The 22,198-nt window shown below is 65.1% G+C and carries 20 protein-coding genes, 1 tRNA gene, 1 rRNA gene and 1 riboswitch; of the genes, 10 read left to right on the top strand and 12 right to left on the bottom strand.

Annotated elements, in window-relative coordinates:
• The first annotated feature begins 85 nt into the window (after positions 1-85).
• Both rrf and M1D93_RS04655 read left to right on the top strand, forming a co-directional pair.
• Positions 86-202 (top strand): 5S ribosomal RNA (rrf, locus tag M1D93_RS04650).
• Positions 203-609: 407 nt separating this feature from the next.
• Positions 610-1,122: an SRPBCC family protein gene (locus tag M1D93_RS04655; RefSeq protein ID WP_461173998.1), complete on the top strand. Its 513-nt coding sequence runs from the start codon at positions 610-612 to the stop codon at positions 1,120-1,122.
• A gap of 12 nt (positions 1,123-1,134) precedes the next feature.
• Here the strand turns inward: M1D93_RS04655 and M1D93_RS04660 are convergent, their stop codons facing one another.
• Both M1D93_RS04660 and M1D93_RS04665 read right to left on the bottom strand, forming a co-directional pair.
• A complete protein-coding gene (locus M1D93_RS04660) occupies positions 1,135-2,166 on the bottom strand; it encodes a LacI family DNA-binding transcriptional regulator (protein ID WP_461173999.1) in 1,032 nt (343 codons plus the stop codon).
• Between the two features lie 2 nt (positions 2,167-2,168).
• Positions 2,169-3,899: a glycoside hydrolase family 13 protein gene (locus tag M1D93_RS04665; protein WP_461174000.1), complete on the bottom strand. Its 1,731-nt coding sequence runs from the start codon at positions 3,897-3,899 to the stop codon at positions 2,169-2,171.
• A gap of 244 nt (positions 3,900-4,143) precedes the next feature.
• Here M1D93_RS04665 and M1D93_RS04670 point away from each other — a divergent pair, with 244 nt between their 5' ends.
• Positions 4,144-5,484 carry an FAD-binding oxidoreductase gene (locus M1D93_RS04670; RefSeq protein ID WP_461174926.1) on the top strand — a complete coding sequence of 447 codons (1,341 nt, stop codon included), beginning with the start codon at positions 4,144-4,146 and terminating at the stop codon, positions 5,482-5,484.
• Between the two features lie 2 nt (positions 5,485-5,486).
• Here the strand turns inward: M1D93_RS04670 and M1D93_RS04675 are convergent, their stop codons facing one another.
• From M1D93_RS04675 to M1D93_RS04695, 5 genes are all read right to left on the bottom strand, one after another.
• A complete protein-coding gene (locus M1D93_RS04675) occupies positions 5,487-6,905 on the bottom strand; it encodes a DUF4032 domain-containing protein (protein WP_461174001.1) in 1,419 nt (472 codons plus the stop codon).
• A gap of 53 nt (positions 6,906-6,958) precedes the next feature.
• Positions 6,959-7,087, bottom strand: coding sequence for a hypothetical protein (locus tag M1D93_RS04680; protein WP_461174002.1), 129 nt, complete (start codon positions 7,085-7,087; stop codon positions 6,959-6,961).
• A 52-nt stretch (positions 7,088-7,139) separates the two neighbouring features.
• The gene (locus M1D93_RS04685) at positions 7,140-8,222 is read right to left on the bottom strand and encodes an ABC transporter ATP-binding protein (protein WP_461174003.1); all 1,083 of its coding nucleotides are present in this window, start codon (positions 8,220-8,222) and stop codon (positions 7,140-7,142) included.
• 211 nt (positions 8,223-8,433) lie between these two features.
• Complete coding sequence (otsB, locus tag M1D93_RS04690) at positions 8,434-9,276, bottom strand: trehalose-phosphatase (protein ID WP_461174004.1); 843 nt, start codon at positions 9,274-9,276, stop codon at positions 8,434-8,436.
• Positions 9,266-10,759: an alpha,alpha-trehalose-phosphate synthase (UDP-forming) gene (locus tag M1D93_RS04695; protein WP_461174005.1), complete on the bottom strand. Its 1,494-nt coding sequence runs from the start codon at positions 10,757-10,759 to the stop codon at positions 9,266-9,268. The genes otsB and M1D93_RS04695 overlap by 11 nt, the downstream gene beginning before the upstream one ends.
• A gap of 179 nt (positions 10,760-10,938) precedes the next feature.
• On the opposite strand from M1D93_RS04695, the gene M1D93_RS04700 reads away from it, so the two are divergent.
• Together M1D93_RS04700 and M1D93_RS04705 are read left to right on the top strand one after the other, a co-directional pair.
• On the top strand, positions 10,939-11,814 hold the full coding sequence (locus M1D93_RS04700) for a DsbA family protein (RefSeq protein ID WP_461174006.1): 876 nt from the start codon (positions 10,939-10,941) through the stop codon (positions 11,812-11,814).
• Positions 11,815-11,991: 177 nt separating this feature from the next.
• Positions 11,992-12,065: transfer RNA gene (locus M1D93_RS04705), tRNA-Thr, on the top strand.
• A gap of 26 nt (positions 12,066-12,091) precedes the next feature.
• On the opposite strand, the gene M1D93_RS04710 is transcribed toward M1D93_RS04705, so the two are convergent.
• A complete protein-coding gene (locus M1D93_RS04710) occupies positions 12,092-13,513 on the bottom strand; it encodes an FAD-binding oxidoreductase (RefSeq protein WP_461174007.1) in 1,422 nt (473 codons plus the stop codon).
• 235 nt (positions 13,514-13,748) lie between these two features.
• On the opposite strand from M1D93_RS04710, the gene M1D93_RS04715 reads away from it, so the two are divergent.
• The 3 genes from M1D93_RS04715 to M1D93_RS04725 all read left to right on the top strand — a co-directional run bounded on the left by M1D93_RS04715 (position 13,749) and on the right by M1D93_RS04725 (position 15,168).
• Positions 13,749-13,952: a hypothetical protein gene (locus tag M1D93_RS04715; RefSeq protein WP_461174008.1), complete on the top strand. Its 204-nt coding sequence runs from the start codon at positions 13,749-13,751 to the stop codon at positions 13,950-13,952.
• Positions 13,953-14,043: 91 nt separating this feature from the next.
• On the top strand, positions 14,044-14,346 hold the full coding sequence (locus tag M1D93_RS04720) for a DUF4193 domain-containing protein (protein WP_461174009.1): 303 nt from the start codon (positions 14,044-14,046) through the stop codon (positions 14,344-14,346).
• 273 nt (positions 14,347-14,619) lie between these two features.
• Positions 14,620-15,168 (top strand): AMIN-like domain-containing (lipo)protein, encoded by a 549-nt coding sequence (locus M1D93_RS04725; protein ID WP_461174010.1) that lies wholly within the window; start codon positions 14,620-14,622, stop codon positions 15,166-15,168.
• A 69-nt stretch (positions 15,169-15,237) separates the two neighbouring features.
• Here the strand turns inward: M1D93_RS04725 and M1D93_RS04730 are convergent, their stop codons facing one another.
• From M1D93_RS04730 to M1D93_RS04740, 3 genes are read right to left on the bottom strand one after another with little or no spacing between them, the layout of a single operon-like run.
• Positions 15,238-16,791, bottom strand: coding sequence for an APC family permease (locus M1D93_RS04730; protein WP_461174011.1), 1,554 nt, complete (start codon positions 16,789-16,791; stop codon positions 15,238-15,240).
• Positions 16,788-17,813: an agmatine deiminase family protein gene (locus M1D93_RS04735; protein ID WP_461174927.1), complete on the bottom strand. Its 1,026-nt coding sequence runs from the start codon at positions 17,811-17,813 to the stop codon at positions 16,788-16,790. The genes M1D93_RS04730 and M1D93_RS04735 overlap by 4 nt, the downstream gene beginning before the upstream one ends.
• A 56-nt stretch (positions 17,814-17,869) precedes the next feature.
• On the bottom strand, positions 17,870-18,898 hold the full coding sequence (locus M1D93_RS04740) for a nitrilase-related carbon-nitrogen hydrolase (RefSeq protein ID WP_461174012.1): 1,029 nt from the start codon (positions 18,896-18,898) through the stop codon (positions 17,870-17,872).
• A gap of 215 nt (positions 18,899-19,113) precedes the next feature.
• Between M1D93_RS04740 and M1D93_RS04745 the strand changes: the two genes are divergently transcribed.
• Positions 19,114-19,590, top strand: a complete 477-nt coding sequence (locus tag M1D93_RS04745; RefSeq protein ID WP_461174013.1) for a Dps family protein — start codon at positions 19,114-19,116, stop codon at positions 19,588-19,590.
• A 106-nt stretch (positions 19,591-19,696) separates the two neighbouring features.
• Here M1D93_RS04745 and M1D93_RS04750 read toward each other — a convergent pair whose 3' ends face one another.
• A complete protein-coding gene (locus M1D93_RS04750; protein WP_461174014.1) occupies positions 19,697-21,268 on the bottom strand; it encodes an MFS transporter in 1,572 nt (523 codons plus the stop codon).
• 66 nt (positions 21,269-21,334) lie between these two features.
• Here M1D93_RS04750 and M1D93_RS04755 point away from each other — a divergent pair, with 66 nt between their 5' ends.
• Positions 21,335-21,874 carry a TetR/AcrR family transcriptional regulator gene (locus tag M1D93_RS04755; protein WP_163165710.1) on the top strand — a complete coding sequence of 180 codons (540 nt, stop codon included), beginning with the start codon at positions 21,335-21,337 and terminating at the stop codon, positions 21,872-21,874.
• 90 nt (positions 21,875-21,964) lie between these two features.
• A riboswitch (glycine riboswitch) is annotated at positions 21,965-22,063 on the top strand.
• The last annotated feature ends 135 nt before the right edge of the window (positions 22,064-22,198 follow it).

The raw sequence follows: 22,198 nt of genomic DNA on the forward strand, positions 1-22,198 counted from the left end.
AACACAACTACATAACAACACCACAATGTTGTAACCACCAGATTTCCCACCCCAGGCATCACCACACGGGGTGTGGAGCAAGGGTTACGGCGGTCATAGCGTGGGGGAAACGCCCGGTCCCATTCCGAACCCGGAAGCTAAGACCCACAGCGCCGATGGTACTGCACCCGGGAGGGTGTGGGAGAGTAGGTCACCGCCGGACATAAATTAGAGCAGGGCCCTGACAAAAGACGTCAGGGCCCTGCCGCATTTAACCCACAAACACCCGCCACATCCAGGGCCCCCACGGCCGAACCCGCCATCACCTCCCGCAGGAAACGGTGGAACCCGCCATCACCTCCCGCTGCCGGCGCTGCGACGCGCCATCACCTCGCGCGGCAGCACGCCGTCGAACTCCCCTCCAAACACTGCCGGCCCGCCAACCCAAAACCCGGGAAAACTGCCAGAGCGTCGACGAAAAGCCGCAGGAGGTGATGGCGCGTCCCCGGGAACCTGCAGGAGGTGATGCGGCGTCACCTGGATGTCCGAAGGAGGTGATGGGGCGTCCCCCGGAAAGCCGCGGGAGGCGTTGGGGCGTTGCAGTGGGCGGCGCGGGTAGAGTTGAGCACCATGGATAGCCTCTTCAGCCACGGCAGCGAGCCGTTCGGAAGCAATGACAGCAGCTCCATCGAGCTCCTCGAACCCGTGGTCAACACCGTGATCGTGCCTGGAAGCGTTTCACACGCCTTCGCCGGCTTCACCGACCACACCCACCTCTGGTGGCCGCTGGAAACGTTCGGTGTGTACGGCGCTGGCTCCTATGTGGAGTTCGAGGAGAACCTCATCCTCGAAACAGCTGATGACGGCAGGACCAGCATCTGGGGCACACTCGACGACTGGCACCCGCCGCTGTCCTTCCACGCGACATGGCACCCCGGCTCCAGCGCCCTGTGGTCCACCGAACTGCTTGTGGTCTTCCGGGCAGTGGAGGACGGGACGGAAGTACGGGTGTTCCACGAGGGCTGGGAAGGGGCCGAGAACCCGGCCGCTGAGCGCGCACACTACCTTGCAGCCTGGCCGCTGATTCTTGCCAAGTACTGCCGCTTTATGGGCGTCCCCGATGCCGGGGAGGCCAAAGGCTGAGGCGGTCCCGTATCAGGCAGGCGGCACCGCCGTGCTGGTCCTGATCACGAACTCCGTCGGGAACTCCTGATCCGCTTCGGGGGCTTGTTGTCCGTTGCCGGGTTCGACCGCGGGCTCAAGCAACTGCAGCGCAGTCCGGGCTGCCAAAGCGCCCTGCCCGCGGGGGTCCTGGTCGATGGTGGTCAGGCCGAACGTTTCACCCAATTCGTGGCCGTCCATTCCCACCACCGAGAGGTCCCGTGGAACGTGCAAACCGAAGTCGCGGGCGGCGAGGATAGTGCCGACAGCCATTTCGTCCGAGGCAGCGAAGACCGCTGTGGGGCGTTCCGCGGTAGTGCCCAACAGCTGGCGGGCAGCGGCGTATGCCCCCTGGACGGTGAAGTCGGCGGCGATTTGCCATTCAGTGCGGGCAACCAAGTCTGCGGCCGTCATGGCTTTCTGGTAGCCGGTCTGCCTGATGCCCGGCAGCTTAAAGTCCTGGTCGAGGGCCGCATTGCCGGTGACGTGGGCTATCCGGGTATGTCCCAGCCGTATCAGATGGTCGGTGGCCGCGCCGGCCAGCCGCTCGTCGTCGATCCTGATGGTCGACGCCCCGGGCAAAGCGCCGCCGATGCCCACGATGGGGCGGTGGACGGCCAGCAGTTGCTGGATCTCCGCGTCGGTGAGCACCAGCGCAACGGCGATGACCGCGTCGAGGCGCTTCCGGAGCAGGAAGTCGTTGAGCACGCGGTGACGGTGCTCGGGCTCGTGACCCACGTTGTACAGCGTCAGGTCGTAGCCGGCCTCCAGAAGGATCTCGGAAACACCCTCGAGAACTGAGGAGAAGTACCAGCGGTGGATAGCGGGAACCACAATGCCAATGTTGTGGTTCCGCCCGGAAGCAAGGCTGGAGGCGTGATAGGACGGGACGAACCCCAGTTCCGCTGCCGCTTCCAGCGCCAGCTTCCGGCTCTTGGCCGAGACGTTTGTTTTGCCGCTCAATGCCCGCGAGACGGTGGCTACGGACAGGCCCGCCTTGTCAGCAACATCCTTGATGCCCGCCATACTCACTCTGCCGCGGCGTCCGTCCCAATCCTGATCCAGGCGGTTTCGCCGGAAGCAAGGAGATGGTCCGTGGCTGATGAGGTGCTTCGGACGAGGATCTGTCCTGCAGGCATTTCCAGCGGCTCGTGGTTGAGGTTCATAAGCACCAGCGTAGTGCCGTTGACATAAGTCAGGGATGAACCTGTGCACCAGTCCTCCGCCCACGCCAATGACCCACGCCCCAGGTCCAGCTCACGGCGGACCGCCAGCATGCGCCGGTACAGGGCAAGGTGCGACGACGGCGAGTCCGCTTGCAGGTCCCGCGCCAATCCGCTGAATGAGGAGGGCAGCGGCAGCCAAGGGTCGCTCCCGGACCCGAATCCGAGGTGGGGTTCAGCAGCGCGCCACGGCAACGGAACGCGGCAGCCGTCCCTGCCCAGCCGTTCCCCGCCCGTTCTGGCGAACGTAGGGTCCTGGCGGAGGTGCTCAGGGATGTCGATGCCGTCGGGCAGTCCCAGTTCCTCACCCTGGTAGACATAGGCCGCCCCCGGAAGCCCGAGCATAAACAGCGAGGCAGCAGCGGCTCGTTGCCGGCCCAAGGGGACATCCGGCTGCGGGTCTGCCGGGCCGATCCCGTCACCATCGCGGGGCCCCTGCCCGTTATAGCCAAAGCGGCTGGCGTGCCGGACGACGTCGTGGTTGGAAAGCACCCAGGTGCTGGGAGCACCCACAGCGTCCAGGACCGTCAGGGAGTCCGTGATGACAGAGCGCAGCCGGTAGACGTCCAGCCCTGCGTGCAGGTAGGGGAAGTTGAAGGCCTGGTGCATCTCGTCCGGCCTGACCCACTGCGCAAGCCGGTGGAGGTCAACGCTGGCCTCTGCGCAAAGAATCCGGTCCGGCCCGTACTGGTCCAGGATCCTGCGCCACTCACGGTAGATGTCATGGATGGCCGGCTGGCCGAACATCGGTGCCTCGTGACCCGGGAAGCCGTCCGAACTTCCGCCGTCGGCACGTCCTCCCCAGGCTGGCAGACCCGGGGCCTTGACCAGCGCGTGGGCCACGTCCACACGGAAACCGGAAACTCCGCGGTCCAGCCAGAACCGGAGAATCCGTTCGAATTCCGCATGCACGGCGGGGTTGTCCCAGTTGAAGTCGGGCTGGGAGGAATCAAAAAGGTGCAGGTACCACTGCTCCGGCTGGCCGTCGGGCCCGGTTACCCGGGTCCAGGCGGGTCCGCCGAAGTGGGACTGCCAGTTGTTGGGCGGTTCATGGCCGCCAGGCCCATGGCCGTCGCGGAAGATAAACATCTCCCGTTCCGGGCTGCCGGCCGGCGCCGCGAGGGCTGCCTGGAACAGCGGGTGCTGGTCCGAGCAGTGGTTGGGCACCAGGTCCACGATGACGCGCAGACCCAGCCGGTGGGATTCGGCCATCATGACGTCGAAGTCCCCGAGGGTGCCGAAGATCGGGTCCACGTCGCAGTAGTCGCTGACGTCGTAACCGGCGTCGCGCTGGGGCGAGCGGTAGAAGGGGGACAGCCATACGGCGTCGACTCCGAGGTCCGCCAGGTGGGGCAGTTCCTCCGTGATCCCCGCGAGGTCTCCGACGCCGTCGCCGTTGAGGTCGCGGAACGAGCGTGGGTACACCTGGTAGATCACGGCGGAGCGCCACCAGCCGGGCTGGCTGTCCTCGGGGTGGACCAAGGTCAGCGGCCCGGCCTGGGCCGTGGTGGTGGGTGTCACAGTTTCGACAGACATGTAAGCAAGCTTAGGGGGCGCAGGCGCAGTAATGGAAACGCTTCCACCGCAAGCAGCGGGAGTGAAGGTGCAACCGCGCGCCTTTCCGCAGGTCAAGGCTGGAAGCGCTTGCAAAATTTTTATCGGCTCGGGCAATCCGGCGGAGGACCATCGCTGCCGCCCCGTGGCACAGTCCTACACTGGTTGGACATGTGCGACGACGGATGGAGGCTTCGTGGGAAGCGTAGTTGAGGAGCTGGAGACCATGCTGGCCGCCGGTCAGGTGGAGCGGACAGAAGCAACCCTCATTCGGTACGCGGTGGACCAGGCGCCCATTCTCGACTATCAGCTCCCGCTGGCAGTGGTGTTCCCGGAGTCAGTGCCGGACGTACAGGCAGTGGTACGGATTTGTGCTGACGGTGCCGTGCCAGTCGTGCCGCGGGGCGCCGGAACGGGAGTCTCCGGTGGTGCCCACGCCACCAAAGGCTGCATCATCCTGTCCCTTGAGCGCATGGACCGGATCCTGGACCTGAATCCCGACGACGAAACAGCCGTGGTGGAACCGGGTGTCATTAACGCCGTGCTGAATGAGGCAGCAGCGCCGCACGGACTGATGTACGCGCCGGACCCAGCCAGCTTCCGCAGCTCCACCATCGGCGGCAACGTTGCCACCAACGCGGGCGGCCTGCGGTGCGCCAAGTACGGAGTCACCAGGGATTCGGTGCTCGCGCTGGACGTCGTGCTGGCTGACGGTTCCCTCATCCATACCGGCCACCAGACCTTCAAGGGCGTAGCCGGTTATGACCTGACCGGCCTGTTCGTCGGCTCGGAGGGAACGCTGGGCATTGTGGTGGGCGTGACCGTGCGCCTGAAGTATCTTCCCCGCGAAGTGCACACTGTTGCGGCTTTCTACCCGGACTTCCGTCTCGCCGCCGCCGGGGTCCTTGCTGTGGGCAGGGCGCGGGTGCAGCCTGCCATCATGGAATTGCTCGACGGCGGTACGCTCGCCCAGCTGGACGGGATCCACGGATCGGACCTTACGGCGCGCGGCCGGTCGCTGCTCCTGATCCAGACAGACGGCTTCGGTGCTGCAGCCGAGGCGGACGTGGTGCGGGAGGTCCTGAAGGCCGGCGGGGCAACCGTCACCACGGAAGCAAGCGCAGAGGCGGAACGGCTGGTGGAGCTCAGGCGGCACAGCAGGGGCGTGGAAGTGGACGACGAGTACCGGGTGGGAGAGGACGTCGCAGTGCCCCGATCCCGCCTGGTTGACTACGTTGCTGCCCTGGAGGCCATGGCCGCCAGCTACGGCGTGCACCTGAAGGTTGTGGCCCACGCCGGCGACGGGAACCTTCACCCCACCTTCTGGATCGACCGGAAGGGCAGCACGGTGGATACCGGCGCCATGGGGCGGCTTCAGCAGGTACTTGATGAATCCATCACGGCAGCCCTGCAGATGGGCGGAACCATTACCGGGGAACACGGCGTTGGGCAGTACAAGCTGCGGTGGCTGGGGCAGGAACAGCCGGAACCGGTCCGGGAGTTCCAGCGCAGGATCAAGGAATTGTTCGATCCCGCGGGCATCCTGAATCCCGGTAAGGCGATCTAGCCTTAGTCGTCCGAGTCCGGGTATTCGTCGATGGTTTCGTCGTCGCCGTAGCGGGATTCTTCGGTTTCCACCTCGAGGATCTTCAGCATCCCGGTGTCCGGGTTGAGCATGATCGCCGCTTCGTCCCGGCGGTGCCGGAGGATGGAGTCGATGTAGGACTGGACGGCTTCGGCCAAGGGGATGTGCCGTTCCTGCTTTTCGGACATGTACCAGCGGTGCTCCAGGACCTCGTGCACCACTTCGGCGGGCTCCAGCTTTCCGGAAAGGTCCCGCGGGATGGACCTGACAATCGGCTCGAAGATCTGGCTGACCCAGAGATGGGCGCTGTATTCCTCGTCCATGCCCGGGTTGTTGTCCGCACGGAAGGAGTCCATGTCGTTAAGGAGCCTGCGGGCCTGGTTTTCCTGCGCGTCGATACCCGTGAGCCGCAGGAGCCGCCGCTGGTGGTGTCCGGCGTCCACCACTTTGGGCTGCAGTTGGATGGTGGACCCGTTTTGGGTGGTCTTGATGGCGTATTCCTCGACGTCGAAGCCGAGTTCGTTGAGCCGGCGGATTCGGGCACTCACGCGCCACCTCTCACCGAGTTCGAAGGACTCCTTCTCCGTCAGCTCCGCCCAGAGGCGCCGGTAGCTGTCCATGATCAGCTCACTCGTGGCCACGGGGTCAACCTTTTCCTCGATCAGCCCACCGTCCAGCAGGTCCATCAGCTCGCCGGCGATGTTCACGCGCGCGATTTCGAGGTCGTACTCGCGCTGGCCCGTGGACAGGTCCGGGTACAGCTCACCGGTTTCGGCGTCCACCAGGTAGGCGGCGAAGGCGCCGGCGTCGCGGCGGAACAGTGTGTTGGACAGGGAAACGTCGCCCCAGTAGAAACCGATCAGGTGCAGCCGCACCATCAGCAGCGCCTGCGCGTCGATGAGGCGCGTGAGCGTGTCCTTGCGGAGCATCTGCGAGAACAGGGCGCGGTACGGCATGGAGAACTTCAGGTGCCGGGTGACCAGTACCGGGTTCAGCGGCCGCCCGTCCAGGGTGGTGCGGCCGGTGATAACGGCGACTGGCTCCACGCAGGGAACGTCCAGCCGGGCCAGTTTGCGGAGCATGTGGTATTCATGCCGGGCGACGTGTTCGGAGGTTTCCTTGATGGCGATGACCGACCCGCCGAGGTGGGCGAAGCGGACGATGTGCCGGGAGATGCCGCGGGGGAGGGCGGCCAGGTTCTCCGCAGGCCAGTCCTCGAGCGCAATGTGCCACGGCAGGTCAAGCAGCTCGGGATCAGCCGCTGCGGCCGTGATGTTCAGCGAACTGGAGACCGAAGCGAGCTTGCCGTCGTCCGCGCTCGCGGCTACGAACCGGGGCAGTTTCCCCACCTGCGCATAGTCGGTGGGTTCGTCGTGCCACTGGGCGCTGTATTCCTCGGTCATGGGTCAATTCTTCCGTACATAGGCGTGGCCAGCTAATTCTTCTGCGGGCACAGTTAAAGGCCGACGGCGGCCGTCCAGTTAAGGAGGCCGCCGTCGGTATTGCGGTGCTTACCTTGGGCCCACGCCGGCAGGGTTCCCTGGCCGAAGCGGAGCGAGGTTAGGGTGCCGGTGGATGGGCCCACGCCGGCAGGGTTCCCTGGCCGAAGCGGAGCGAGGTTAGGGTGCCGGTGGGGACTAGTCGCCCAGGCGCAGGCCGGTCTTGGTGTCGAACAGGTGCACGTGGCCCGACTGCGGACGGACGTAGATGACCTCGCCCTTCATTGGGGGACGGCGGCCGTCGACACGTGCCACGATGTCGTGGTCCTTGCCGTCGAGCGTGGTGTGGCCGTAGACGTACGCGTCGGCGCCGAGCTCTTCGACGACGTCGACCTCAACCTGGAGGCCATTGCCGGCGGCGACAGTCTCGAGGTCTTCCGGACGGCTGCCCAGCGTCACGGTGGAGCCATGTGCCTCTTCGAGAACATTGCGAGGCACGGGGTAAACCGTGCCGCCGAACTGTACGCCGCCGTCGACGACGGGCAGTTCAAGCAGGTTCATGGCGGGGGAGCCGATGAAGCCGGCCACGAAGACGTTCTTGGGCTTGTCGTACAGGTTGCGGGGGGTGTCAACCTGCATCAGCAGGCCGTCCTTCAGTACAGCCACGCGGTCGCCCATGGTCATTGCCTCGACCTGGTCGTGCGTCACGTAAACGGTGGTGACGCCCAGGCGGCGGGTCAGGGATGCGATCTGGGTGCGGGTCTGCACACGGAGCTTGGCGTCCAGGTTGGAAAGCGGCTCATCCATGAGGAAGACCTGCGGGTTACGGACGATGGCGCGGCCCATGGCAACACGCTGGCGCTGACCGCCGGAGAGTGCCTTCGGCTTGCGGTCCAGGTAGGGCTCAAGGTCAAGGAGCTTGGCGGCTTCACGGACGCGCTCGGCGCGCTCTTCCTTGGAGACGCCGGCGATCTTCAGTGCGAAGCCCATGTTGTCGGCCACAGTCATGTGCGGGTACAGCGCGTAGTTCTGGAAAACCATCGCGATGTCGCGGTCCTTCGGCGGAACGTCGGTGACGTCGCGGTCGCCGATGAGGATGCGGCCTGCGTTGACGTCCTCAAGGCCTGCGAGCATGCGCAGGGAGGTGGACTTACCGCAACCGGAGGGTCCAACGAGGACCAGGAATTCGCCATCGGCGATGTCGATGTTGAGCTTATCGACGGCGGGCTTTTCTGTGCCCGGGTACAGACGCGTAGCGTTATCAAAAGTAACTGTAGCCACAGTTATCAATCCCTTCACCGGCAGGTACGTGCCGGACGATCCGTTGTGAATGGTTCATGTTTGTTCAGTTTTGTGCTGCAGACGTTCCTCAACCAAGGTTGGAGAGCGCCCAGTGACGCCGCACGGTACTTGTGCGCCACATCACAAGCAAGAGTATGTCAGTTGTTGTGCTTTTAGTCGCAAATGTTACGGAGGTCACATATGACCTTGCTCAACTTCTGCCCTGAAAGCCCTGCTGGTCTTCCTCGGCAACCGCCAGGCTCCGCTCCTGAAGCAGGACCTCCAGCATCTCTGCCACGTGCACCGGGGCCTCCACGCGGTACTGGGCCTGGGTGAAGTCCAGGCCCACCTTCACGCCCACGTCCCCGGTCTCCAGGCGTGCCAGCGCATCCTCGTCCGTGGTGTCGTCGCCGGCAAACAGGACGGCTGTGGCCCCGGTGACCTGCCGGAGGAACGTGACCCCCTCGCCCTTGGAGGCGTTGACCACTGAGGTCTCGAGGACGCGCTTTCCGTCCTTGAGGAAGACGCCCTTGCGGTCCTGGAGCACCGAGCGGGCTGCGGACACCGCGTCCTGGGCCACGTCGTCATCGGCCTGGCGGGTGTGCAGGACCACCCCGGCGGGCTTGTCCTCCAGCATGGTGCCTGGCGCCTCCTCGACGATTTCCGCCAGGATGCTGCGGACCTCGGCGAGCAGGGCCTTTTGCTCCTCATCGAGCGTCAGTCCTGTCGATCCCGGCCCCAGCCAAGCCTCCGCCCCATGGCTGCCTATCAGCAGGGTGTCAACCGGCGGCGACGCGACGGCGCGCAGGCTGGCGAGGGCACGCCCGGAGATGAGCGCCGTCGTCGTCCGGGGCAGCACGGCGAGCCCGGCGAACGCCGTGGCTGCGCGGGGAAGGGGGCGGGCGTCGTCGGCGTGGCCCACGATCGGAGCCATGGTGCCGTCGAAATCCATGGCCACCAGTAAATGGTCCGTGGCAGCGACTCGCCGAAGGGCCTCGCGAAGTTCCGGTGTCAGTGCCAGCTTGCCGTTGCCGGTCCGGCCGTCAGGAGTCATCACGGACCGCCTTTTCGTCCAGGGCACGGAGGAACTCGGCAGACCAGTAGTCCACGTCGTGCTCAAGGATCTGCTTGCGCATGGCCCGCATCCGTCGGGAGGCGTCGCGGGACGGCAGCTCGACAGCCCGCATGATCGCGCTTTTCAGGCCATCGATGTCGTGCGGGTTCATCAGCAGCGCCTGCTTGAGCTGGTCGGCGGCACCGGCGAACTCGCTGAGCACCAGGGCGCCGTCGTTGTTGGTGCGCGCGGTGACGTATTCCTTGGCTACCAGGTTCATGCCGTCCCGCAGGGCGGTCACCAGCATGACGTCCGCTGCCAGGTACAGGGCCACCATCTCCTCCACCGGGTAGCTGTGGTGCAGGTAGCGGACCGCGGTGTTCTCGAGGGTGTCGTAGGTGCCGTTGATGTGGCCCACCGTGCCCTCAACTTCTTCACGCAGGAGACGGTACTGCTCAACGCGCTCGCGGCTGGGGCTGGCCACCTGGATCAACGTGGCGTCGCCGACGGACAGCTTGCCGTCGGCCAGGAGCTCCTCGAACGCCTTCAGCCTGTGCCGGATGCCTTTGGTGTAGTCAAGGCGGTCCACGCCAAGCAGGATGGTTTTCGGGTTGCCAAGGTCCTGGCGGATCTGGCGGGCCCGCTCAATGATCTCCGGTTTTTTGGCCAGCTCCGTGATCTGCTGGACGTCGATGGAGATGGGGAACGCCTGGGCCCTGGCGATGTGGGTGATTTCCCCGTCCTGGCCCTTGACGTGCACCTGCTGCTGCTTGACGCTGGCGCCCAGGAAGCGGCGGGCCGAGCGCATGAAGTTTCCGGCGTCGCTGGGCCGCTGGAAGCCCACCAGGTCCGCGCCGAGGAGGCCGTCGATGATGGCCTGGCGCCAGGGCAGCTGGGCGAAGATCTCGGGCGGGGGGAAGGGAATGTGGTTGAAGAAACCGATCCGGAGGTCCGGCCGCTCTTCCCGGAGCATCTTCGGTACCAGCTGCAGCTGGTAGTCCTGGATCCACACGGTGGCGTCCTTGTCAGCATGGCGTACGACGGCGTCTGCGAACCTTCTGTTGACCGTGCGGTAGGCGTCCCACCAGGTCCGGTGGAATTCGGGCGGGGCGATGACGTCGTGGTAGAGCGGCCACAGCGTGGCGTTGGAGAAACCCTCGTAGTAGAGCTCGACGTCGTCAGAACTCAGCTGCACCGGAACCAGGTCCATGCCGCCGTGGCTGAACGGTTCCACCGTCTCATCCGGGGCGCCATGCCAGCCCACCCAGGCGCCGTCGGTCTTGGTCATCATCGGCGCCAGGGCGGTCACGAGGCCGCCGGGGGACCGGCGCCACCCGGAGCCGTCGTCGCCGCTTTCACCGGGGGCGCAGCGGTCAACGGGCAGCCTGTTCGAGACCACCATGAACTCATACTTTGTTTCCCCGCTGCCGGCGGCGCCGGAGTCGGCGGTGGTGGCAGGTTTTTCCTGGACGGGTGTTTGCATTGCGGCCCCCTGGGGTTGCTTGTGCCTCTCTGCCCACCCTAACGGGACGGAATCATCCATGCTATTCGTCCGTTGGTCAATCCGGCAGAATACTTGAACAGGCAAGCTCTCAGCTTTCTCCCCTAAAATGGTGGGGTTGCCACGAATTGGTCCCCCTCGTCAATCGACCCAAGGAACACATGAGCCCCGCAAACGAAGTACGTAAGTCCAAAGCTGAGCGAACCGCGGAGGCCCGCGAGAAGGCGCGGCTGATCCGTGAAGCCCAGCTGAAAAAGGACAAGCGCAACAAGCTGTTGATCGGGTGGGGGATTGTGGTGGCCGTTGTAGCCATCCTGGCGGTGATCGCGCTGGTGGTGACGACGGGCATCCGGCAGAACACCCCCATTGCAGACCAGGGCCCGGTGCCGGCAGGCGCCAACGTCAACGGTGGTGTGACCCTCCTGGCCAACACCGAAGTCAAGAAGACAGACCAGGCGACGGTGGACATGGCCAACCTTCCGGCCAAGCCGGATGCGCAGCCCAGCCCGGTCGTGGCACCGGGCGCCGAGGCCGAAGCGGGCCAGCCCGTAAAGGTCATTGCCTACATCGACTTCATCTGCCCGGTCTGCCTGCGGTTTGAAAACACCTACAACGAAGCCCTCACCACGCTCCGTAATGAAGGCAAGATCAGCATGGAGTACCGTCCGCTGGGCTTCCTGGACCGCCAGTCCAGCACCAACTACTCCTCACGCGCCGCCAACGCCGCGGCGTGCGTAGCCGACAAGGCACCGGAAAAGTACGCCGAATACGTAGACGTTCTTTTTGCCAACCAGCCTGCCGAAGGCGGAGCCGGTCTCTCTGACGACAAGCTGAAGTCGCTCGCCAGCGACATCGGTGCGGACATCAACAGCTGCGTGGATGACAAGACCTTCCGCCCGTACGTGAAGTACTCCACCGAGCTGGCGGCGAACACCGGCATCACCGGTACGCCCACGGTCTTTATCGACGGCAAGCAGTGGGACGGCGCAACGGACCTGAACGCCGAGATCCAGGCAGCAATTGACGCCAAGGCCTAACAGTCGTCTTCAAGCACCAGGGGCCCGCTTCCGGATCGTTTCCGGAGGCGGGCTTTTCCTTTGCCTGCTTCAGCGCGGCGGGAACCGTGCGGGAGCCGGGAACCGAGGCGTTTTTACCACCGGGAGGACTTGGGCTAACCTTATCTAGCGCCGTTCAGGCGCCGCCCGCAAGGGCACGCCTCCTTAGCTCAGTTGGCCAGAGCACCGCTCTTGTAAAGCGGGGGTCGTCGGTTCGAATCCGACAGGGGGCTCCGATTGTCCGTCCTGAGGAACGTTTTCACAGACGCGTCGGTGCGATGTTGTGGTTCAGGCGCAGGAGGTTCCGGGGATCATAGCGGTCCTTGAGTGCAACAAGCCGCTGGTACTTGTCCGGGCCGTAAGAACTGCGCGCGGCAGCCGCCCCCGCGACCCCCAGCTCCGCCCCCAGGAAGTTGACGTATTCTCCCTGCTCGGCGAACGGCCCCATCCGGGCGTAGGCCCTGCGGGCGAAGGCGGTCAGCCGTACGTCCTCTGCCGCATCGCGCCAAAAGCCGTAAACGTTCAGCCAGTAGCGTGCCGACCTGTTGGGGAACGCCGTCGCGTCTTCCGGGACCCGCCCGAAGACACCCTCAAGATGGTGGATATCGATGCCGGTTCCCTGCCACGCGAGTTCAGAGGCGAAACCAACCACAACATCGGCCACCTCCTCGTCCAGCCGGGAAAACGACACGTTTTTCCAGTAGCCACGTGAGCCCTTGGGGAATACCGCGTCCATGGCGCTTTGCCAGTCCAGCCACGACGTCGGTCCCACTTCCTCTTCGTCAGGCGGAGCAACGGCCCGGAGTTGGTCCACGAGGGTGAGGCCGGCCTGGTAGTCGTCCCCGACCCAGGCGAATCCGAGAATCATCCAGGGCTCATCGCCCATGCCGAACTCGGGCGGAAGGACCAGGAAGGAGATGATCGGGTTCATCTCATCGGGCAGGTCCCGGGTCCAGGCATCGAAGGCTATCAGGACGGCCTTCCATTGCGGTTGCCGGTAGAAGAGGTTGCCGCCCAGGGGTGCTGTCGGGAGGGGAATGGCACGGAAAGTGAAAGAGGATACGACGCCGAAGTTCCCGCCACCGCCGCGCAGCCCCCAAAACAGTTCACCGTTCTCGCCCGCGCTTGCGTGCAGGTGCTCGCCGGCCGCGGTGATGATGTCCGCGGCTTCGAGGTTGTCCAGGCTGAGGCCTCCGGTGCGGGTCAGCCAGCCCACCCCGCCGCCAAGGGTGAGTCCTGCCACCCCTGTCCCGCTGATGACTCCCAGCGGAACAGCCAGCCCATGCGCGGCCGTAGCCCGGTCTACGTCAGCCAGGGTAGCTCCGGGCTCGACAGTGACGAGCCGGCGTTCAACGTCCACCTGAACAGCCCGCAGTGGTCCCAGGTCCAGGACCAGGCCGCCTTCCACGCTGCTGTGGCCGGCAATGTTGTGCCCTCCGCCGCGGACCGCCAGCGCCAAGCCGCTGCGCCGCGCAGTATCCAGCACAACGTCGATGTCCTGGACGGCGCCGGCCCTCGCGATGGCGCGGGGGCGCAGATCGACCATGCCGTTCCACACCGCCCGGGCTTCCTCGTACAGCGGATCCTGTGGCTCGATCAACGATCCCTGCAGCCGCCCACGCAACTCATGCAAGGACTGCTGGACTTCGCGTTCCGGATCGTGTTGATGAACTGTGGCCATCGCTGGTACTTCCGCGTCGAAGGGCGGCAACTAGTCACCGGGAATCCCGGTGCCCGGAGTCTAGGAGCAGTTCCGCGGACGGTCAATAGCTTCCTTTTTGACGCCCGGTGAGCTTCTGTTGAGTGCCGAGGCGGCCCTGATTTATGCGGCCTCCGCTCGAACAGGAGAGCAGGATTAATATCCGCGAGACGGGGACGAAACGCGGCCACAACATTGGCTGCATACGGTCGGGGACATGTCAGCTTACTTCCCGCCCCGTATCCGGGCCTGGTTCACGGATACCTTCTACTGCGACACCCCGGGCCAGGCAGCAGATGCCATGGCAGATGCGACGCGTTGGGGCTGGCTGCCGGCTTTGAGTGGCGTGGCAGTCGGAGCCGACCACGCGCGGGAAAAGCACCTGGAATCTGCGGCGGAACAGGGCAGGATGTCTGGTTGAACACACTTTCGCGCGCGTGAAGGCATAATGACCTAAACTGCTTCACTGAGGTGCCTGAAATGGCGCTGTGCAGCAACGAAAGTGAAATGCAATGGCTACCGATTACGATGCTCCACGCAAGCAAGAAGAAGAGTCTCCCGCCGACTCCCTGGATGCCCTGCAGGCCTCCCGCGGCGGCAATGCGCAGACGGCAGTGATCGACCTCGATGAAAATGACACGGCCGAGGGCATTGACCTGCCCGGCGCCGACCTCTCCAATGAGGAGCTGACGGTCATCGTTGTTCCGGAGCAGTCCGATGAGTTCACCTGCTCCTCATGCTTCCTGGTCCGCCACCGGTCCCAGGTGGCCCGCGAGAAGAACGGCATGAAGTACTGCCGCGACTGCGAAGGCTGAAATTCCATCCGAAGAACAGCGCCGGCCACCCCCTCGGGTGCCCGGCGCTGTTTCGTCTTTCCGGCGTCGTTATCCGGCATAACAGCCGGGTCCAGAAACGGCACCGGAACGGTTAAGGATGGCGGTAAAAGGGGCCCGGATTTACTGCGGCGTGATGCGGATCCCGGCTTCTTCACGGTTCCGCGCCGAAGCGGCCACAACCCTCGTTTCGGCAGTGCTGCGCTCCTACGCTTGAGCTATCCAACCGCTCCACCAAACATGGATGGCACCACAATGAAAAAACTCCTCATCTGGCTCACGGCGCTCTTAATGGCTGTCGGGCTGGGAATCCTGGTTCCGGGGCCCGCCTCGGCAACCACATCGTATTGCGGCCTCCAGTGGGGTTCAAAGGCGAAAGCCGTTGATACCATGAGCGCCGCTGCAGTCACCAACATCCGGACCGGGCAGCACTACTGCTTCGACCGGATGGTGATTGACCTCAAAGGTGATGTTGCCGGCTACAACGCCCGCTACGTCCACACCGTGACACAGGACGGTTCCGGAAATCCGGTTCCTCTCCGGGGGCAGGCGTTCCTCCAGGTCACCGTGACCGCCCCGTCCTACGACGAGAGCGGCAACGCCACGTACAGCCCGGCCAACCCGGTCGAACTGTCCAACGTCAACGGCTACCAGACCTTCCGTCAACTCGCCTGGGCGGGCAGCTTTGAAGGTTACACAACGGTCGGTCTGGGCGTCCGCGCCCGGCTGCCGTACCGCGTCTTCACGCTCGATGGCCCGGGATCCGGATCACGGCTGATTGTGGACGTAGCCCACTTCTGGTGACACAACACAAAAGGTGCCGCATCCCGACGACCGGGGGTGCGGCACCTTTGTGTGCGCTGCTGTTAGGGGCTACTCCGGGACAACCAGGGCCGGAGTATCCCTTTTGAGGGTTTCGCCGCGGAAGAAGCCTGGGCGCAACCGGGCCATGATGAGCATAAACACCGCACCCAGGGCCAGGATCCCGATGCCCAGGACAAAGACGAGTCCCACGCCGAACACCTCGGAGCCGCTGCCGAACTCGGGGGCAAGGCTGTCCACGGCGGTCTGGCCGAACACCACGAACAGGCCCACCCCGCCCAGCACCGGGCACAGGAGCCGCAGGACGAAGTTGCGGGCGCTGGTGAACACGCTGTGCCGGAAGTACCAGGCGCAAGCCAGGGCCGTCAGGCCGTAGTAGAAGCAGATCATCAGGCCCAGGGCCAGGATGGTGTCATTGAGGACGTTTTCACTGACCACGTGCATCACGGCGTAGAACCCTGCCGACATAACGCCCGCCGCGACGGTGGCGAAGCCCGGTGTCGCAAACTTCGTGCTGATCCGGCTGAACGGCTTCGGCAGGGCACCATAGTGGCCCATCGCCAGCAGGCTGCGCGAGGGCGACATAAACGTGGACTGCAGGGAAGCAGCGGAACTGGACAGCACTGCAAGGGACATCAGGATGGCGAACGGACCCATGATGGGGGAGGCCAGGGCCGTGAAGATGTTCTCGTGGATTTCGGTGTTGTTCAGGCCATTGCCGGTATCGCCCACACCGGCGAACATCATGGTGGCGATGCTGACCAGCAGGTAGATGCCCAGGACGATAACGGCGGTGAGGGTGCCGGCCAGGCCGGAAGTCTTCTTGCCGTTCGCCGTTTCCTCATTCACAGTGAGGCAGACGTCCCAGCCCCAGTACACGAAGATGGAAAGCGAGATGCCGGCGGCGATCTGGCCGAACGTTTCAATCTTGGTGACGTCGAACCACTCCCAGCTGAAGGGGATGGCTGTTTCGGAGCTGGACCAGTTGGCGAACGCCATGGCCACGAACAGGCCAAGGACCAGCAGCTGGAACCCCACCAGGCCATACTGCACCAGCTTGGTGGTGTGCATCCCGCGGTAGCTGACCCAGACGGCCAGGGCCACGAACACAAAGCAGGTCAGCACGTTCAGCGGCTTGTTGGCCGCCAGCTCTGCCAGCTCCGGCTGCCCCGTGAGCTGCGAGAGGAACAGGTAGAAGAAGTCGACGGCGACGCCGGCCAGGTTGGACAGGACGATGATGTTGGCCGCAAGGAGCCCCCAGCCGCCCATCCAGCCCACCCAGGGGCCAAAAGCCTTGGTCACCCAGGTGAAGGTGGTGCCGCTGTCCGGGGAGTCGGCGTTGAGCTCCCGGTAGGCCAGGGATACCAGGATCATGGGGATGAACCCGATGAGGAAGATGACCGGCAGCTGGAGCCCGGCCTCGTTGACGGTGGGGCCCAGCGCACTGGTGAGCGTGTAGGCGGGGGCGATGGTGGAAATGCCAAGAACGACGACGGCGAGGAGTCCCAGCTGCCCGCCCTTCAGGCCCTTCGGGGTAATTCCGTGGGCAGTACCGGGAGCATGCCCGCCTGCGGCGGTTGTGCCGGTGCGGATGGTTTCTGTCATGACACCACTTTCTGGGAGGCAGCAGGCTGCTGTTGGGTGATGCAGTGGATACCCCCGCCGCGGGCAAACAGCTCGCGTGCGTCAATGGCGACGATACGCCGTCCGGGGTAGGCCTCGGCCAGGATCTGCAGGGCCTTGTCGTCCTGGGGGTCGTTGAAGCTGCAGGCGATCACTCCGCCATTGACCACCACGTGGTTGATGTAGCTGTAGTCCACGAAGCCTTCCTCGTCCCGGAGCGTTTCGGGGGCTGGGACTTCGATGATGTTCCACTTCCGGCCGGCGGCGTCCGTGGTGCCGCGCAGGAAGTCAATGACTTCCCGGCAGACCTCGAAGTCCGGATGTTCGGGGTTCCCCTGGGAATGGACCAGCAGCGTGCCGGGGGAGGGAATGGCGGCCACGATGTCCACGTGGCCGCGGGTGCCGAAGCGCTCGGAATCCCGGGTCAGGCCGCGGGGCAGCCACACCACATGGGTGGCGCCGATGGTGCGGGCCAGTTCCAGCTCGACGTCGGCCCGGCTGAGGCCGGGATTGCGCCCGGGATCCAGCTGTACTGTTTCCGTAACGAGGACCGTTCCCTGGCCATCCACCTGGATGCCGCCGCCCTCGTTAACCAGCGCCGACACGATGTGGTGTGCGCCGGACCGGCCGGCCACCTCGCCGGCGACCAGGGCATCTTTGTCCCACTGCGCCCAGTCCTGTCCGCCCCAGCCGTTGAAGACCCAGTCAACGGCGCCAAGGTTTCCCTCGCCGTCCAGGACAAAAGTGGGGCCGATGTCGCGCATCCACGCATCATTCAGCGGGGCTGCAAGTACCTCAACGTCAGGGTGGAGGTAGGCGGGGGCCGTGTCGACGTCGTCGGGATCCACCACCATCGTGACGGGCTGGAATTCGACGGCGGCGTTGGCTACCGCAGCCCAGGTGGACCTGGCTGCGTGGGCAGCCCCGGCCGACTCGCCAAGGGTGTAGCCGCCGGCGGGAAACGCCATCCAGAGCCGCTCCTGCCGGGCTGTTTCGGCAGGCATCCGCCACTGCCCGGCCTGCACCGGGGCTGCCGTGTCCTGCTGCGCCACGGGGGCGGTCACGAGCAGACCTCCGCGAACCCGCGCTCGCCGCCGATGGATTCATTCGGGCGGACGGGTTCGGTGAGGCGGCCGTAGGTGTCCGGACTGCGCGTTGCCAGGAAGGGGAACAGGGTCAGCCAGTCCTTCCTCTGGTCCAGGTCCAGGTCGGCCACGAGGACGGCGGACGCGTCGCGGGGTGCCTGGGCGAGGATCCTGCCGTAGGGGTCGGAGATGAAGGACGAGCCGTAGAAGTTCAGGGTGCCTTCGCTGCCCCATCGGTTGGGTGCGATCATAAACAGGCCGTTGGCGATGCCGTTTCCTACAATCACCTGCTGCCAGAGCGGCTGGGTGTCAAAATCGGGGTGGTCGGGTTCGGAGCCGATGGCCGTCGGGTAGACCAGGATTTCGGCACCGCCCAGCGAGTACAGCCGGGCCACCTCGGGAAACCATTCGTCCCAGCAGGTGGGCATTCCCAGCCGGGCGCCGCCAAGTTCGGCAGGGGCATGCACTTCGTAGGCGTCGGCCGCTGCCGGGCCCTTGCGGAAGAACTTGTCCTCGTAGTACCCGGCGGTGACGGGGATGTGGAGTTTGTGTGTCCGCGCCAGGAGTTCGCCCTCCGGGGAGACCAGGATCGCGGTGTTCAGGCCCAGCCCGTCGTCCTGCCCGTCAGGGTCTTCGGCCCGCTGGTACAGGGACGCGTGCACGGATACCCCGTGACGGCGGGCAGCGTCTGCTGCGAAGCGGAAGGTGGGCCCCGTCAGCAGGTCTTCGGCGATGTCCGAGGGCCGGGTACGGTTTGTCCCCTCCGCCGGATCGTTGTGCGGCCGCGTGTCCGCCGGATAGCGCGAAAGCGTCAGCTCCGGCAGGAAAACCACAGAGGCTCCCGAGGCCGCGGCCCGGCTGATGCCCTCGTTGAGTTCGGCCTCGACAGCGGCGCTGTCTGCTTGCCACCGGTGCTGGACCACGCCAACGCGCAGGGCCTCCCGGCTGGACGGCGATGTCCGTGCCAAGGAGGCGGGTGCGTCGAGGCAGGAAATTTCAATCATGTTTGCTACTCCAGTGAGACGATGGTCACTAAATGAATGACGTTCATTTAGTATGCGGTTCCGCTGGCCCGGATGCAAGGGGAAATATGAATCGCGTTCGTTTATGTCGGAGAAAAGGAATTAGTAAGCTCACTGAGAAATTGCCCCCGGGTGCCGCCCCCTGCCCGGCGCGGGGCTGGTAGCGTCGGGATTACTGGACCAATCGAGGAGGACGTATGAAAGCTTCACCGACACTGACCAACAACCTGCAGGCTGTGCTCACGGACCTGATTGAGCTGCACATCCAGGGCAAGCAGGCCCACTGGAACATTGTGGGAACCAACTTCCGGGACCTGCACCTGCAGCTGGACGAGATCGTTGACGCCGCGCGCCAGTTCGCTGACGACACGGCCGAGCGGATGCGCGCACTGCACGCCCTCCCGGACGGACGCAGCTCCACCGTGGCAGAATCGACCAGTCTCGCTCCGTTTCCTGAGGGCCTGATCAGCACCAAGGATGCCATCGAGCGGATTGTGGCGGCCCTGGAAGCTGCCGTGGGCACCATGCGGAAGGTCCACGACGAAGTAGACGAGGAAGACCCCACGTCAGCCGACCTCCTGCACGAGTTCATCGCCAAGTTTGAGCAGTTTGCCTGGATGGTGAGCGCCGAAACCATGAAGCCTACGGCGAGCGTCACAGCCCCTGACGCTTAGCAGCCAGCAAGGCACAAGCCACAACCTTCCAGCGCCCGGCCCGGACCGAAGTCCGGCGCCGGGCGCTGTTTTTATGCCTGCCTGCGGGAGCCTTGGGCAGTGGCCCCTACTGTGCTTTGGGCACCTTCCGGAGCACGACGGCGGCCAGGACTGCCGCCGTCGCCATCAGCACCAGCCCGATCGCGGCGGTAACGTGCACGCCGGAGTCGAAAGCGGAGCCGGCGGCATGCCGGACGGCGTCCGCCAAAGGCGCCGGCAGGCCGGCTGCAAGTTCCATGGCTCCCGCCAGGGTTTCGCTGGCATGCCCAGTGCCCTGGCCGGCGGCGGCCTCGACCGCCCCGGCAGGAAGCTGCAGGTTCTGCTGGTAGGAGGCGGTCAGGATGGAACCCAGGACGGCAGTCCCCAACAGGGCGCCCACCTCATAGCCTGTCTCCGAGATCGCCGAGGCTGCCCCCGATTTTTCCGCCGGGACGCTGCCCAGGATGAGGTCATTGGAGATGGTTTCGGCTGTTCCCACGCCCAGGGCCAGGACCAGCAGGGCACCGAGCAGCAGGGCCGGCCCGTCGGCATGGTCGCCGAACGTCACCATGCTGTAGCCTGCGGCGCTCATGGCCAGGCCGGTGCCCACCACGAAGCCCGGCCGGACCTTCCGCACCACGGGCACCACTGCAAGGCCCGCCGCAACGGTTGCCACCAGCGCCGGAATCATGGCCATTCCGGCGGCGGAAGGGGACATGCCCTCAAGGAGCTGAAGGTGCTGGGCCAGGAAGAGGATGAAGCCATTGAAGGAGAACAGGGCCAGGACGTTGGCCGCGATGGCCATGCTGAACACCCGGTTGCGGAACAGCGACATGTCCAGCAGCGGGCTCTTCAACCGCTGTTGCCGCCGGACAAAGGTGGCGCCCATTGCCAGGCCGAAGGCCACACTGCCCAGGGCCAGCGGCCCGGCACCGTCGGTGGCGAATTCCTTGATGCCGTAAACCACCGGAACCATGGTGAGCAGCGAGAGCAGGATGCTTGGCACATCCACCCGGCCGGGTGTTGGGTCCTTGGACTCCGGGATGAATGCGGGTCCGAAGGCCAGCAGGGGCAGCATGATGGGCACGGCCACGAGGAGTACTGCTCCCCACCAGAACTGTTCAACGAGCCACCCGCCAAAAATCGGCCCCAGGGCGGCGCCGCCGGAAAATCCCGCGGCCCAGATGGCAATGGCCAGCCGCCGGCGGTTGGGATCCACAAAAATGTTGCGGATCAGGGACAGCGTGGAGGGCATGAGCATGGCGCCGAAGAAACCCAGGGCCGCGCGGCCGGCAATCAGCCAGCCGGCGCTGGGAGCGAAAGCTGTTGCTGCTGATATGGCCGCAAAACCAATGCTGCCGATGATCAGGAGCCGCCGGCGCCCAATCCGGTCGCCCAGGCTCCCCATAGCCACGAGCAATCCAGCCAGCACCAGCGGATAGGCATCCACAATCCACAGCAACTCCACTCCCGAGGTGCCCAGCGCAGCCGCGATCGCAGGCAGCGCGAAGGTCAGTGCCGTATTGTCCACGGCCACGAGGAGGACGGGGAACATCAGCAACCCCAGCGCGAGCCAGTCACGCCGCGTACCCCTTGCGGGATCCGGGGTGGTCAGGGCGGTGCGGGTGAGTGCTTGCTGGGAAGAGGTGGACGGCGTCATTCGATAACTATACCGTCCAGACGGTATAGTTAAGAAATCGAGGACCGGCGATGCATGATGGGAAGCATGCCCCGAAAACCCGTAGCGCGAGACGCAGTCCTCGATGCCTTTGAAGAACTCCTCATCGACGTGGGGGAGCGCGCCGCCACGCTGGATGCGGTGGCAAAGCGGGCCGGCGTCTCCAAGGGCGGCCTGCTGTACCACTTCCCCAACAAGGAAGCGCTGATCACGGCCACCCTGGAGCGGTTGGACCGCCTGGCAGGGGAAGACCTCGCCGCGATGGCGGCCGCGCCTGAAGGGGCCGCTGCCTACTTCATCCGGTCATCCCTCTGGTCCGACACCCCCATGGACCGCTCTTTTGTCGCCGTGACGCGACTCGCCGAGGTGGCCCACGAGGATGCCCGCCGCCGCTTCGCAGTGATCCAGCAGCAGTGGCTGGACCTGATCGGCAAGGACGTGGGCGCGGCGATGGCAAAGGCCGTGCTGTATATGGGGGACGGGTTGTACTTCAACGCCATGTGGGAAAGCGGGCCGTCTGGAAACGCGGGGGACAGGCAGGCCGAGGTGGACGAACTCCTGGCTGCCGTGGAACGGCTGAGGGGCTAGCCGGTATTTGCTCCTGAGCCTGCGGCGTAGGAGAATTAGTGCATGTGTGGGCCGTTTCCGGCCACCAGGAAAACCCAAATGAATAGCCTTTGATCTGCGGCGGGAGAGTTCTGCCAGAAGGTACAAGCAGGCGCCGTAGGAGCAATACCTCCCCAGGAATCTCACAGGCCCATGTACCGCCGCGGCGAGGCAACTCTGGAAAGTAGCAGGCTGTCCGCCTGGCATCCGGTTCCCGGATACCTGGGCTGCTGTGCTCACCGACGGTGCAAGCGGGGCCAGCGTCAGCAGGCAACGCGGAAACTCTCAGGTCCAATACAGAGCGGG

Source organism: Arthrobacter sp. Z1-9, assembly GCF_054792695.1.